Origin of the sequence: Methylomonas sp. EFPC3 (assembly GCF_029643245.1) — a bacterium.
In the GTDB taxonomy this organism is placed as follows: Bacteria; Pseudomonadota; Gammaproteobacteria; order Methylococcales; family Methylomonadaceae; genus Methylomonas; species Methylomonas koyamae_B.
Genome location: NZ_CP116398.1, coordinates 2,003,939 through 2,018,263, shown reverse-complemented (window position 1 = coordinate 2,018,263; position 14,325 = coordinate 2,003,939). Strand labels below are relative to the sequence as shown.

Below are 14,325 nucleotides of genomic sequence, written 5' to 3'. Positions count from 1 at the left end.
GATAATCGGATCGGCAGGCGGTGGCTCTAGCATTGATGCTGCGTTAGCCGATGCCTGAAACTCTTGCTGAAACCCGGCCGCCCGGCATGCCGGAATCAACCCGGAACCGGTCTTGGACTCTGCACTTTATACACTAGACTCGGTGCCAATGAAAACAGCGGAATCTTGAACAAACTAAGTCTTTGGGCTTAGTGCTGTGCGCGACCGCGGCCGGCGTTCAATTCGGCTTGCAATCTTTCCCGGTCCAGCTCGCGCTCGGAGTCGGAGATGACAATCGCCGCCACGGCGTTGCCGATCAAATTGGTTAGGGCCCGGGCTTCGGACATGAAGCGGTCGATGCCGAGTATCAACGACAAGGCGGCCACCGGCACCGCCGGCACCGCGCTCAGCGTCGCCGCCAGCGTGATAAAGCCGGCACCGCTGACGCCGGACGCACCCTTGCTGGTCAGCATCGCCACCAGCAACAGGCTCAGTTGTTGGCCGAGCGGCAGCTCGATATTCAGGGCCTGGGCCATGAACAGCGCCGCCATCGTCAGATAAATGTTGGTGCCGTCCAGATTGAACGAATAACCCGCCGGAACCACCAGACCGACCACAGAACGCGAGCAGCCCAGCCGCTCCAGTTTCTGCATTAGCGGCGGCAAAGCCGACTCCGACGACGAGGTGCCGAGGACGATTAGCAGTTCCGCCCGGAGATAGCTTAAAAGTTTGAACAGATTGAAACCGGTGAGTGCGGCAATACTGCCCAATCCCAAACCGATAAATAGTACGCAGCTCAGGTAAAAACACCCCATCAACGCTGCCAGCGGTTTCAGCGCGGCAATCCCGTATTTGCCGACCGTAAACGCCATGGCGGCACCGGCACCGAGCGGTGCCAGTTTCATCACCAGATTCAGCATCGCGAAAAACAACTGTGCGCTTTCCTCGACGAAGCGGTGCACCGAGCGGCCGGCTGCGCCCATCCGCTGCAAGGCGAAGCCGAACAGGGTCGATACCAACAATACTTGCAGCAAATCGCCGGAACCGGTGAAAGCGTCGGTGAAGGTTTTCGGAATGATGTGCAACAGAAAATTGGCAAGCCGTTGCTCGGCGGCCTGTTTGACGAAGCCGGCTACCGCTTGCGGATCTAAGGTGGCCGGGTCGGCGTTAAACCCGGCGCCCGGTTTCAGCAGGTTGGCGAGCAACAGGCCCACGCCGAGGGCGAAGGTGGAGACGATTTCAAAATACAACAAGGCTTTGATCCCGATGCGGCCGGCTTTTTTCATGTCCTCGGCCCCGGCGATGCCAAGCACGATGGTGCAGAAAATCACCGGCCCGATCAGCATTTTTACTAACCCAATAAAAGCGTCGCCGATGGGTTTGAGCAGCACGGCATGGCCGGCATCCAGTGCGCCGAACAAGGCTCCGCAGACGATGGCGGCCAACACGGCAAGATACAGGCGCGGCGAAGTCGGAGCAGGGTGCGGTAAGTGAGTCATGGGGCGAATGAATGGCGGCGGATCCGGTTGATCAGGTTATTATGGTACGGGATTGCAGGCAAAGCGTCTGCGCGGAAATGGCCGCCAGCGGCCACGGGAGACTGAACACATGGGCGGATTGGGCCGAACCCGGCTTATCGGTATTTTCTTAATTGGTTTGGCCGGTTGCGCCGAGCTGGCCGTGATCGACGGCACCTTGGTCTTTACATCGGCCGATACCGGCTGTATCGGCAAGGTCGCAACCCCGGCCGCGGGGTTGGAGCCGGTCGCCGACGACAGGCTGGTCGAAATAGCGTACGGCGCTCCCGGGCAGGGTAAATTGTGCACCGGCCAAGCCTTTATGGTGTCGGCGCCGTTGACCGTTTACCGGGTCTGGGACAGCGGCCGGCCCTACAGCGAATACGGCAATTGGTGGACGTTTGCGGCGCCCGCCGCCGGTCTGGAACAATACCGCGAACTGGAAGCCATCTGTCCGGAATGGAGTGCCCCGGACCGGCTCAGCGTCTGCCAGATCAAGGTCGGAACCCGGATTGCGGTCGGGCCGGGCCAAAGCGTGCAATGTGCCGACGGTTCGAATTACCCGCCCGCCGCCGCGAACCAGATTTATATTCCGAACGACGCCGCCAAGGGGAAAATGTATCTCGAGCATTGTGCGCCGGCTGTCCCCTGGCCGCAGTAGCAGCGCAATAAATCGAAAGACGGATGCCCGCAGGCTGATCAGGCGGCCGACCTCGTCTTACCGGTCGTCGGTGCTGCTGCCGTCGTTATCGGTCAGGCGATCGAACTGGCCGCCGGGGCTCGAAGCTCAGCAGAAGGTAAGCCCGAGGATTCAAATTGGTTCGCTTGCCATAAGGGCGTTGCTTCGCAATTGATTTGGGCGCGAATGTTGATTGTCAGGCTCAAATCGATTCAGGCGCCAGCGCCATTTCGGCCGGCCGGCAACCAAATCCTTGCTCAATAACCCCCAGGCACTCCGGGCATTTTTATTGGCCAGCCGCTACGGCGGAGTATTTCTGTTACGCCGTTCGCTGAGGCTTTGCAGGCAACGCCCGTTCCTTGCTGCCACCGTAATGCTGACTGCCGCCAACCCAGTCAGGTCGCCAAGTCTGGGTCATGCTGGAATTGCTTAGCGTCAGCCGGATTGCCTTCCACTTGCTGACTGAATTTCGAAGCCCGGCCTGACTTGGCGGCAAAAATCAGGGCGGTTTAGAAACCAAATGTCAAATTCCCCCAATAGCTTTGGTAATCGGCTTTGGGATCATTTTCAACCGGGACTAGATGTACCGTGCTGACCATCCAATCGCCCGTGTCGGTTAAAGGAAAAGTCAGTAAGCCTTTGGCGTCGGTGTAATGCGTTTGCGGTTTGGCTGCATCGCTGGCGGTGCGCTTGTGCCAGGTCAGGATCATTTTGTTAGTCAGCGGTTTGCCTGCAAATAAGACTTGTACCGTCAAATTGTCGCCTTGCTTTAAGCGATAGGGATTTTGTAGCGGGATCAGTTCCAGTGGCATGCCCAAGACGCGCTTGAAGGTATCATCCGTTTTGGTGCCGACTTGTACCAAGGTTTTGGCGCAACGCCGGTAGTTTTCCCTGGAGGCGACATGCGCCGTACCGTTTTTTTCACGCCATTGATAAACGGCTTCGTTACCGTCTTCTTTGAGGTAATGATTAAATTTGTCAGCTTCCAGGGAAATGAAGGAGTTGTTGGATTCCATCGCCAATAAATGCGTGCCTTCGCTTTCAAACCGTAAGGCGATAGGGATGGTATCGCTTTGAAAAGTGGACGGCGTTAAATCGAATGCATGATTTTTAGTGTAATGCATTAGGGTCAGCGTGCGTTCCGCGCGCTTTGCCCAAATGTTGCCAATAAAATCTTCACCCACCCGAAAAACAAGTTGGTTGGCTGCGCCGCTGCTATCGAGTTTGAATTTATCGGGCATGAGCCAGAATTCATGCGCTGCCAGCGGATAACTGAACAGGAAGCAGACGTTAAAGGCACCGGATAGCAAGGTTTTGTTCATAGTCGCGATGGGCTTATGCAGTTTTTCGATGGAATACGTTGACCGGATTATAGTCGTTAGGGACGGGCGCTGTGTTTAGATCAAGCCTCCCCGTCCAGACAAGTCCTGTCCCTGAAGTAACCTCCAATGTTTCGGTAAGTCAATATGCGGACGATATTCCGACAGCTCGCCGTATCGGGCACCGAGTATCCGGAACGGTCTCAACCCGGCACCGTCGACAATCACTTTCTAGTCAGTTGTCAGAGTCTGCCCAATCGGGCAAATCACGCAGCTGGCAGCATGTGATTGTGTTAAATAACCTGTTTTTCCGATTTTAGAATGGCTCAATTTAAGATTACTACTTGATTATTATTCAATTTATTTGCTCGGCACAAAATTAGCTCGTTTACGCGCTCGAAGCCAATGGCTGTACGTATCAAGTGTCGTTTTTAAGCTAATTTTTAATCTGAATAGGGCAGAATAATGAATAATAAGGCGCATTTTGCTTGGCTGTTAGCCGTTCTCATCAGCGAAGTGTCCGCTCAAACCAAGCAACAGGACGATAGTACACCGCTCGCAGAGCTGGATACTATGGTGGTTACCGCCACGCCGGGACGCAGTCTGGCGGTCAAAGACGTCCAAGCCAGTGTCGAAGTCATCACTCCGCAACGCTTAAAAAGCCTTTCGCTACGCACCTTGCCGCAGATTTTGCAATATGCCGCCGGTACCGGGTTTGTGGCCGATTCCGGCACTAACTCACGGATTAACCTGCGTGGCTCCTCGAATAACCAGACCTTGATTTTGGTGGATGGCTTGCGTAGAACCGGTAAATTCGGCACCTCGGATTTGACGGGTTTGAGCATCGAAAATATTCAGCAGATCGAGATTATTCGCGGCCCGATGTCGGCCTTATACGGTGCCGATTCAATCGGCGGGGTGATTAACATCATTACCAAGGCGCCGGGCGAGCAATTTGGTGCAACCGGCAGTTTTACCTGGGGGCAGGCGGAACGAGGTCAGCGTGATACCTTTATTGAACGGGCGGGTGTTTCGACCGGTGATTTTCATGGTCTGAAAAATCGTTTTTCTGCCGAGGTGTTTAATAAAAACGATTTAAGAGTGGATACCAGTGTTCCTACGACAACGCTCAAGGATATTGATCGCTACTACGTGAATTACGCGGGCTCTTATGACTTCACACCCCAACGTAAACTGCGCTGGACGGGCGAGCTGATGGAACAAAACGACACGGGTACGGCATTTAACCGAGCTCGTAATGTTGAGAATGAAGACCGCAAACAAATCAGCCTAACCTACGATGATGTCTATGACTGGGGCAGCGCACGTTTGTTGGGTACCTACGGTCAAACCCTGGCAAATGTCGGACGGAATGCTCAGGACCCCACTGATATTGAAAAAACCAAATTCGAATTGGGCCAAATTGAAGGCTTTTTAAACTGGTTTGCCGCCGATAACTTGACAGTCACCTTGGGTACCGGGGGACGGTTTCAGGATCTATACATATCGACGTTCGATCGCAACCGCTTTCCCGGCGCCCAAACGCGCCATGTGTTTCACGCCCTATCGCAGATCGACTGGGACATTATCCGTGATGTGAAACTGGTGGCGGGTGTGCGTTACGACACTTTTAGCGATTTTGGCGACGCGCTCAATCCTCGAGCCAGCTTATCCTGGTCTCCCGGCGATCTTAATTTTCGGGTTGGCTATGGTTCCGCTTTTAAAGCGCCAGAGTTTGTCAATATGTTTCCCACCTTTGTCCGTACCAGCCGACGAGGTCCGTTCACCAGTGTGTCGACGATTAACGGCAACCCAAGCTTAAGACCGGAAAAGTCTGAAACACTGGAAATGGCCGCCAAATACAGTTTTGACCATAACGATGTCTACGGTAGCTTGGAAGCGATTGGTCACGTCACCTGGTACGAGGATTTAATCCAGTCTATCAATACCGGCAATCGCACTGTGGGCACAGTCATATTCTCGGATTTTAATAACTTCAATACCGGACAGGCCAAGGTACGTGGCACCGAGATCATTTTTAACTTGGGTGTTAAGGAGTATTACAATCTTTTCGCTTCTTACGAATATCTGGATGCCGAAGACACTCAAACCCACCAGCGCCTGATCGACCGATCACGTCACGCGTTTCGCTTTCAAAATACCTTTCATCTGCATCCGCAAGTCGACTTATCCCTAAATGGCCGCTTTTATGACGGCTATGTCGGCAACAATGCCAATCGTGTGCGTGAGTCCGCTTACCACCATGAGTTCGATGCCAAACTGGATTACGCCGCCACCCAATGGCTGACCGCCTTTGTCGGCGTCGACAACGTATTTAATCGTGTCACGCCCTATGTCATGGGCTTGCAAGGCACCCCCAACGACCCCGGTGGCCGTTTTTATTACACCGGCTTTAACGTTAGTTATTAGGAGGCGACATGCCGTATTGGTTTATTTTAATCGGCGCGCTGAGCACCATGAATACCTGGGCTGAGGATGCCCCCAAAGCGCACGATATGCAGCATCATGGCGGTAATCAGCATGCCACCTACTTAAGCGAACCCAGCGCGATTCGTTATTACTTGCCGGATTTAAGCAGTCAGGTGTTGGAAAAGCTGGAATTGCCCAAGCTGGGCTTTGAAGGCTATTACGCCTTGGTCTTGGAAAAACAGCAGCCCGGCCTGCTTGAAGCCGAGGTGCGCTACAGCTATAAAAACGGTCGCCCGATGAAGGCCAAGCCTCAAGCCTTGTTTGGCTTGCAGAAGACTGCGCTGGAAATCGAACCCGATCCGCATCCCGCCGAGCATGCCCGCTACTACAGTGGCAAAACCTGGCAGTTTAAAGTGCGCTTTCAGGGCCAGCCCGTACCGAATCAGCCGGTGCAATTTCGTTCGCAAAACGGCACTCAATTGAGCGCCACCACCGACCCGCAAGGACGGGTGGCGTTTGAATTGCCGGACGACTTTAGTGCTATCGAGCCGGGACTAACGGCCAATCCGCCCGCCGAGTTTTCGATCAGCACCGAATTGAATGCCAACGACCAACGCTATCGCTCCACCCTCAAAGGCGATTATTACGTCTCGCCGCTGCATTGGCAGTCCGTGCCGTGGGGGGCGGGCTTGGCCGGGTTGGGTGTTGTGGTGGGCTTGTGGTTAAACAGACGTTTGTCCAACAAACCGTTAAAAGTCAAAAAATATGCGAGTGCTGCGTCATGAATCTATCCGTAATGCGTAAAACGGTGCAAGGGGCGTTGTTTTTCTTAATGGTTTATGGCGGCTACTGGTTAGGTCCCTATACCACCGACAAGCTCAGCAAAGCCTTGCCGGCACTCAGTTGTGCTTACGATCCGCTGAGTGCCGATTATTGCGCCCTGGTGCCACTGCAACACCAGATTCATCATGGTTTGGAACGGGTGTTCGCCGGACAAATGCCGGTCTGGATGGCCTTGCTGCCCATAGCCATTACCCTGGGCACGTTTCTGGTGTTGTTTGTGCTGTTTAGCAAAGCGTTTTGTGGCTGGGTGTGTCCGTTGGGCTTCTTCCAGGACATGTTGGGTATTATCGGCCAAAAGCTGGGCTTGCAAGGCAAGCAAAGCTTGACCGACAGTACCGTCGATAAAATTCGCCCCGTCAAATGGTTGATGCTATCGCTGCTGGTATTTGGCTTTCCGTTGCTGGCCGCCGCCGGTTATGTCGATGAAGCCTGGGGCGCGCCGTTTTGTGCGGTCTGCCCCAGCCGCATCATGACTACCTTGATGACCGGCAGTACCGATCAACTGTATGTGGATTCGGCCAGCGCCAGTTTGACCGGCTTATCCATTGTCGGGGTGTTTTTGTTTGGCTTGGTCATCTCGCTGGGCTTGACGGTGCGCCAGCCGTTTTGCCGGATTTGCCCCATGCTGGCGCTGCAAGCGATTTTTCGTAAAGTGGGGCTGTTGCGCCTGGTCAAAAACGCCACGCCCCGTTGTGATAAATGCGGTTTATGCGCGAATGCCTGCCCGATGGATATTCGGGAAATTCATACCGAAATGCACAAGCACGACATTACCTATCCTGATTGCACGCTGTGTGGTCGTTGTGTCGAGTTTTGCCCGGACGACAAAGTATTGCAATTGCGTTATGCCGGATTGCCGGTTTTTTCTTCGAGCAGCCAGTATTTCAAAGACCGCAAACAAAGCCAAAAACAATGGGAAACCATTTCCCTGGCCAACTTGCACCGCAAACCTAAAGCCCCGCAAGAGATTCAGTAGCTATGGAAGCGACCAGCCTGACCATGAGCGCCGCGTTTATACTGGGTTTTACTTATGGTGCCGGAGCCTGCAATATCGCCTGTCTGCCCTATTTGGGGCCGGTGTTTTTCGCCAGCGAATCCGGCGGGTTAAAACAGGCCTGGCGCCGGGTCACCCCGTTTTCGGTGGGGCGCTTGGTGGGCTATGCCTGTGCCGGTTTATTGGCGGGTCTGTTGGGCGACTTATTGGCCGATACCTTGCAACAAACCGGTTTGCGCTGGCTGTTGGGGCTGGCCACTTTGTGGGTAGCGATTGCGCTGTTTCGCGCCAAACGCGGTGCGCACAAGCCTTGCGCCACCACCCGCCAAACACCCAATCGCCGCTTTGGTTTGGGTACCGGCTTATTTGTGATGGGGCTGGGTATGGCTTTTAATCCGTGTGCGCCACTCAGTGCCTTGTTACTGGCGGCAGCCACGGCGGGCAGTGCACTTTCCGGCCTGGGACTGGGCTTGGCGTTTGGAGCGGGGGCGGTGATTTTGCCCACTTTGATTTTCAGCATCGGCGTCGCGCATTTTGCCAGCGAACTGCGCGCCAACTGGGGGCGCTGGCGTCCGCATCTGGAATACGCCAGCGCGGGCATGATGCTGTTGATGGGTGTGGGCACCTGGATGGGCTGGATTAGCCCTTAGCGCTGGGCAATTTTGCCAGCAAGCGGTCTAAATCGGCTTCGCTTAAAGCACCCAAATGCCGTGCCACGATTTTGCCTTGCGGATTGACCAACACGGTGAAAGGCAGACCTTGACGCTGGTTGCCCAATTTAAAAGCCAGATCAATGCCGCGTTCATCCACCCACTGCGGGTAATCAATGGCCGTGGTTTGCATAAACTGGCTGACGTTTTCCGGGCTGTCCACCGCAAACCCCAAGATCGCCAGCCGCTGGGGATCGGTTTGCGCAAAACGCCGGTTGAAATACGGAATTTCGGTGCGACAGGGCTGACACCAAGTCGCCCAGAAATTAATCAACAACCAACGCCCTCGCCATTGCTCCAGGCTTTGGAGTTCGCCTCGTAGATTGGCATAGCGCACGGACTCAAGCCGCTCGACTGGCCGATGCGACTGACTATAGAACCAAATCGTCGAACTCAACACGACTGCAAATATCAGATGGGGGAGCCAAAATTTCATGATGGATTGGAAAATACAGGTTTAGTTTGAACGGCAGCAGGTATGGCGCAATAGCCAACGGGCATTGCGCCGTCTGTTTTGGACGTGCTCCCCGCGGCCAATTTCGATTCAAATTGAACCGTTACCTGACAATAGGTTTAGTTTAAAGGGTTTTCAGCGCTGCTCGCGCATATTGTTGAGCGTCCAAGTTATTTGATGGATTGATTTTTTAACGAGGTATACAACATGAACAAAGGTTGGATGATTTTGGTGGGTTTACTTGGGCTGCAAGTCGCGAATGCGGATCAGCTTGTGCTAGTGGCTGGGGCCACCGGGCGCACTGGCGTGCATGTGGTGCAGCAGCTTCAGGGCCAGGGGATTAAAGTGCGGGCCTTGGTGCGCGATGCCAATAAAGCCAAAGAAACCCTGGGAGATGGTGTGGAAACCGTCATCGCGGATGTTAAAGATCCGGCCAGTTTACAAGGTGCTTTAGTCGGCGCAACGGCGGTGGTCTCGGCCATAGGCTCGGGCGGGGATTGGTTCGGTGATAACGGCCCGGAATTCGTTGATTACGCGGGTAACAAAAATCTGGCTTTAGCCGCCAAAGCTGCCGGTGTTCAGCATATGGTCCTGGTGTCTTCGATGGGTATCAGCAATTTGCAACACCCTTTAAATCGACGCTTTAACAACGTGCTGATCTGGAAATACCTGGGCGAGGAAGCGCTCAGGAAAAGCGGCGTGCCGTACACCATTATTCGCCCTGGCGGCCTGAAAGACGATGCCGTGGGGACACGAGGTATTCGGTTAACGGGTGCCGACCAAGCGGGACAAGGTACCGTTAATCGCGCCGATGTGGCATTGGCTTGTGTCAAAGCATTGTTCAACCCAGCCGCACAAGGTAAAACCTTTGAGCTGACCAACACTGATCAAACCGGCGAGCTTAGCGATTGGTCGGCTTTATTTGCTGGTGTGGAGCAGGACAAACAATGAGCCTGCGCAGCGGTTTAAGCAAATGGCTGATGATCGGATTATGGGCAACCAGTCTGACAGCCAGTGCCGATAAAATCCTGGTTGCCGGTGCCACCGGCGGCACCGGGCAACACATCGTGCATCATTTGCTGCAACAGGGGCAGTCGGTGCGGATTTTTGCTCGCGATGCCGACAAGGTACAACGCTTGTTTGGCTCGACCGCGGCCTTGGAAATTCAAATCGGCGACATTCGCGACCCGCAAGCCGTCGCGCAGGCCGTGCAAGGGGTCACGCATATTATTTCAGCGGTTGGTGCCCGTAGCCAGGATGAAGACGATCCCAACAGTGCGCGCTATGTCGATTACGAAGGGACGCAACATCTGGTCAAAGCCGCTCAGCACTACGGCGTTCAGCAGATTATTTTGGTGTCGAGCGCGGGTTTGAGTGATTCGGTGTATGCCGAATCGGTCAAAAATCGGCCGATTTTGTTGTGGAAAAAACAAGCCGAGCAAGCTGTTCAATCGAGTGGCATTCCTTACAGCTTGGTGCGTCCCGGCCGTTTACTGGATGAAGACGGTGGACAATTTGGCATCCGCGTCACGCAAGGCGATTATCAACGCGTTGAAGGCATTGCCCGCAATGATGTCGCGCGGGTCTGTGTCGCCGCACTGAATCAACCGGCAGCGTATGGTAAAACCTTTGAAATTACAGGCGATCGCAGTCAAGCGCCGGTCACTGATTGGCCGGCGTTTTTTCAAGCCATGCGACACGATTAAACCATGCAGCCTTTAAAAATCGGTTTTGCCGCGCTCGACGCCCGCGGCCAGTCCCGGCTTGCGGCTTGGGTGGGCTTTGCGTATTTCTTTTTTCTGCTCAGTAGCTATTACGTGTTACGGCCGGTGCGGGAAATGCTGGGGGTGAGTGGCGGCACTAAAAATCTGCCCTGGTTATTTAGCGCTACCTTTGCCGCCATGCTGTTAGCCGTACCGGCCTACGGCTGGATTTGCAGCCGTTTTCCACGCCGTCGGTTTTTGCCCTGGGTGTATGGCTTTTTTATCAGCCATTTACTGCTGTTCTATGGATTGTTGCAATGGGACCTCAACAATCTCTGGGTCGCCAGAGGCTTTTTTGTCTGGCTGAGCGTGTTTAGTCTGTTCACGGTGTCGGTGTTCTGGAGCTTTATGACCGACGTATTCGACAAGCAGCACGCACAGCGTTTGTTTGGCTTTATTTCCGCTGGCGGTAGCTTGGGGGCAATGGCGGGGCCGTTGCTGGCAACCGGTTTGGTGGGCGTTATTGGCCCGGCCAGCTTGTTACTGTTGTCCGCCGTATTGCTGGCTTTGACTTTGCCCTGCATTCATTTTTTGTTGTACTGGCAAGCCGGACAAGCAACAGACCAGTCAGGCCGATTTGCTGAGGAGCAACCGGTCGCGGGCGGCATCTTGTCCGGTTTGGGCTTGTTGCTGCGCAGTCCTTACCTGTTGGGCATTAGTGGCTTTATTTTGCTGGCCAGTGCCAACGGCACGTTTTTGTATCTGCTCCAGGCCGATTTTGTCGCCAACACCTTTACCGACAAAACCCAGCAGACTCAAGTCTTCGGCGCGATAGACAGCGTGGTGAACGGCTTGTCGATTCTGGTGCAACTGATCTTCACCCGCCGCATCATTGCCACTTTCGGTGTGGCCTGGACACTGGCCAGTATTCCCATCATCATGGCACTCGGCTTTGCCGCATTTGGCTGGCACCCGAGTTTGCCCTTGTTGCTGGGGCTGATGATTTTACGCCGGGTCGGGGATTACGCCATTCTAAGGCCGGCACGGGAAATGTTGTTCGCCCCGCTTGATAGGGTTACCAAATACAAGGCCAAAAACATTATCGATACCGTCGTATTTCGCGGGGGAGATGCCCTGACCAGCTGGCTATACGCGCCATTCGGCGCTTTAGGCATTGGCTTGATCGCCGCTGCGATTGCCAGCGTTTGGGCGGGTTTGGGATTTGTGTTGGGCCGACGACATCAACAGACCCAACGCTGAAAAGCGCACGATTTGCGTGGGTTAGGTGCAGGGGGGGCTATTTCATTCCAAACCAGCCGCTCAAGCCAAGCCCTGCCATCGATTCCGATACGATTGCGCCAGCACTGAATGACTGCTTTTGGACGAGGCTAATTGGCGGGATCGACCCATTTTTGCCACTCGCGTTTCTCCAAAGCGGCCAGTTAGCCAAATCCAGATGCTGCAAACAGCAAGGATACAAAGCAGCCATTGACGACCTCACCCAATCGGCCAACAGCGGACGGCTGTTAGACGCAAGCTATAATGCTAGAAGTTAAATATCCACAACTTGTTGTCTAGGTAGTGGTAATAAATGCTGATAAATTACAACTCAAAAATCGTTTTTTGATAACACAAAGAATCTCACCTTTATTCATACAATGGTTGTGCAAATCAATAGATGGTTTTTTAAATACAAACAAATTAACAGCGAGGAGCTAGTAAACTTTGGATAAACTAGTTAACAGAATTTTTTCTATATATCTTGTTTTTGGTGCTGTAACGGCCTTGGCGGCCAGCCCATCATTACAATCCACACTTCAACTCACTGCAACGCCAAGTTTGGCACGTAGTTCGGTGGACGGAAAACGTGTAGTGATAGAACTACAGCGTACGGAGCGATCACCAGCAGGCTTGCAAATCATTGATGCTTCGGATTCGAGAAGTCCTAGGCTACAGGGATTCTTACCTTTACCCCAAAATGGGCAATTGGCTTTATCAAGTGATGGCGATTTTGCCATAGTCGGCATTGAAATCGGCAAAAAAAACCAATATTTAGAGGCGGAGCAGTTGGTCATTGCTATTGATCTTGCCGATCCGAAACATCCTAAGGAGTTGTGGCGGGAAAAATACCTCGCCAGTAAATTGGTATTCGCAGCAGATGCTATCCATTTTGCCTATGCTAGCCATTCTACTAGAAATATTTTAGAAACAGATACAACTCTAATTTCCACAGAATTTCGTCAAGCAAAATTTGTTATTCAAGATATATTACCATTTTATGAAATGGTTTTCTCGCCTCAGGCTAAATACTTGGTTAAGCTGAATAGCGATGAACTGCATGTATTTGATCTCCAGCATAGCTTTCCATCTCAAATAAAGCAATCCCTAGCACTGCTTCCGGTAGATATCCGGCGCTTTAAACTATTTGATTGTTTACCAACTGTTCTGGATAGTGGTTACACAATTGTTGAAGATCTCCGTGTATCACGGCTAGGTGTTTATAAACACCAAGAAAATATCCCCCGAATCTCCACTATGTTGCATGATCAAGGCGTTAATTTCTGTAAAGCTTTAAACCCAAATACCGCCGACAATAATTATTTGTATGCAGATAAGGAAGGACATATAAGACAGTTGAATGTTCGAATACCCAATAATCCTTTGTTAGGCAAAGTTTGGACGTTGGCGAATGATAATATCCCGCTCACTGCCGCCCAAAACCTGCTTGTTGTAGGAAAGAAAAACTCAGCAATTTTACAGTTTTTAAGGTTGGATATAGATAGCCAGCAGGCTTTTGATTGGCAGGCATTAGAACGCACCCATAAGTCTAGTATTAGCCAATATCAAAACGATTTACGCTCAGGAAAAGTAGCGCCCGCACTTGCTGCTGTTTTAAATCTGGAGAATGCTGGAATTATTCAGGCTATAGAAGTCCCTCTTACAGATTTTCCAGCAAAAAAAGCTGCCGAAATCCTAAATGATTATGCTTTTCTAGTCAGCAAAGACCGAACTAAACCTGCTTATTTGACAGAAACTGCACTAAAACGTGCCTTGGTTTTAGATCCTTCGCGAAGTGTTGCGCATCTAAATTTGGCTGATTTTTTACGTGAAAACTTTGCAAGCTATGCTGCAACCCATGTGAATGCGGATGTTCGGCATAAGGAAATTGAAGATCATTACCGGCAATACTTGAATTTGGGTGGAAAGCCAAACCATATTATAACGTCTTTTTTTCAGACCGATCCTGCTGATATTTGTCAGTTAGTCTCCAATTATACCAATGCAGGACGTTTAAATGAGCTGGTATCAGAGGCTGGTACTAATATTCCCTTTCACAATAGAATGATAGATTTATTATTTACCCTTAGAGGTACTTTAGGTATTCCGAATATGTTTGTCACTGATGCCGATAATGATTTTTTGGTTAAACAAACAGAACAACCTAGTTTGCCCACGGGTGTAAATGATCCTGTTCAGGGTGATAATTTAGGTGTTCTGAATTACCACGATCAGTATCATATTCTTTATTATAAGGATTATCAGCACCCAGTCAGCAGTGTGTCTTTGTCAGATGGTAAGGCCTGCAAATTTAACTAAATTTAGCGAAGTGAAGAAAAAAGCACTACCCATACTACATTTGAATGTCTCTTTTAGGTCGGGGTGAGGCAGTGATAATGTCAATTTGTTAGCTAAATAC

Annotated in this window: 12 protein-coding genes; 9 read left to right on the top strand and 3 right to left on the bottom strand. The window is 52.1% G+C overall.

What is annotated here, in order from left to right; translation table 11 throughout:
• Positions 1-188: 188 nt before the first annotated feature.
• Complete coding sequence (gene dctA / locus PL263_RS08925; RefSeq protein ID WP_278212686.1) at positions 189-1,478, bottom strand: C4-dicarboxylate transporter DctA; 1,290 nt, start codon at positions 1,476-1,478, stop codon at positions 189-191.
• 109 nt (positions 1,479-1,587) lie between these two features.
• Between dctA and PL263_RS08920 the strand changes: the two genes are divergently transcribed.
• Complete coding sequence (locus PL263_RS08920) at positions 1,588-2,157, top strand: hypothetical protein (protein ID WP_278212685.1); 570 nt, start codon at positions 1,588-1,590, stop codon at positions 2,155-2,157.
• A gap of 527 nt (positions 2,158-2,684) precedes the next feature.
• Here the strand turns inward: PL263_RS08920 and PL263_RS08915 are convergent.
• Positions 2,685-3,497, bottom strand: a complete 813-nt coding sequence (locus PL263_RS08915; protein ID WP_278212684.1) for a DUF4198 domain-containing protein — start codon at positions 3,495-3,497, stop codon at positions 2,685-2,687.
• 462 nt (positions 3,498-3,959) lie between these two features.
• Between PL263_RS08915 and PL263_RS08910 the strand changes: the two genes are divergently transcribed.
• The 4 genes from PL263_RS08910 to PL263_RS08895 are packed head-to-tail and all read left to right on the top strand — an operon-like array spanning position 3,960 to position 8,411.
• The gene (locus PL263_RS08910; RefSeq protein WP_278212683.1) at positions 3,960-5,924 is read left to right on the top strand and encodes a TonB-dependent receptor; all 1,965 of its coding nucleotides are present in this window, start codon (positions 3,960-3,962) and stop codon (positions 5,922-5,924) included.
• 8 nt (positions 5,925-5,932) lie between these two features.
• Positions 5,933-6,709, top strand: coding sequence for a hypothetical protein (locus tag PL263_RS08905; protein ID WP_278212682.1), 777 nt, complete (start codon positions 5,933-5,935; stop codon positions 6,707-6,709).
• A complete protein-coding gene (locus PL263_RS08900; protein ID WP_278212681.1) occupies positions 6,706-7,743 on the top strand; it encodes a 4Fe-4S binding protein in 1,038 nt (345 codons plus the stop codon). Before PL263_RS08905 ends, PL263_RS08900 begins: the two co-directional genes overlap by 4 nt.
• A 2-nt stretch (positions 7,744-7,745) precedes the next feature.
• Positions 7,746-8,411, top strand: coding sequence for a sulfite exporter TauE/SafE family protein (locus tag PL263_RS08895; RefSeq protein ID WP_278212680.1), 666 nt, complete (start codon positions 7,746-7,748; stop codon positions 8,409-8,411).
• Here the strand turns inward: PL263_RS08895 and PL263_RS08890 are convergent.
• The gene (locus tag PL263_RS08890; protein WP_278212679.1) at positions 8,401-8,907 is read right to left on the bottom strand and encodes a TlpA disulfide reductase family protein; all 507 of its coding nucleotides are present in this window, start codon (positions 8,905-8,907) and stop codon (positions 8,401-8,403) included. The genes PL263_RS08895 and PL263_RS08890 overlap by 11 nt on opposite strands.
• A gap of 225 nt (positions 8,908-9,132) precedes the next feature.
• Here PL263_RS08890 and PL263_RS08885 point away from each other — a divergent pair, with 225 nt between their 5' ends.
• From PL263_RS08885 to PL263_RS08870, 4 genes are all read left to right on the top strand, one after another.
• The gene (locus tag PL263_RS08885) at positions 9,133-9,876 is read left to right on the top strand and encodes an SDR family oxidoreductase (protein ID WP_278212678.1); all 744 of its coding nucleotides are present in this window, start codon (positions 9,133-9,135) and stop codon (positions 9,874-9,876) included.
• Positions 9,873-10,631 (top strand): SDR family oxidoreductase, encoded by a 759-nt coding sequence (locus PL263_RS08880; protein WP_278212677.1) that lies wholly within the window; start codon positions 9,873-9,875, stop codon positions 10,629-10,631. The genes PL263_RS08885 and PL263_RS08880 overlap by 4 nt, the downstream gene beginning before the upstream one ends.
• A gap of 3 nt (positions 10,632-10,634) precedes the next feature.
• Entirely contained in the window at positions 10,635-11,888 is a 1,254-nt protein-coding gene (locus PL263_RS08875) for an MFS transporter (protein ID WP_278212676.1), read from the top strand.
• Between the two features lie 465 nt (positions 11,889-12,353).
• Positions 12,354-14,225, top strand: coding sequence for a hypothetical protein (locus tag PL263_RS08870; RefSeq protein WP_278212675.1), 1,872 nt, complete (start codon positions 12,354-12,356; stop codon positions 14,223-14,225).
• Positions 14,226-14,325: the final 100 nt, after the last annotated feature.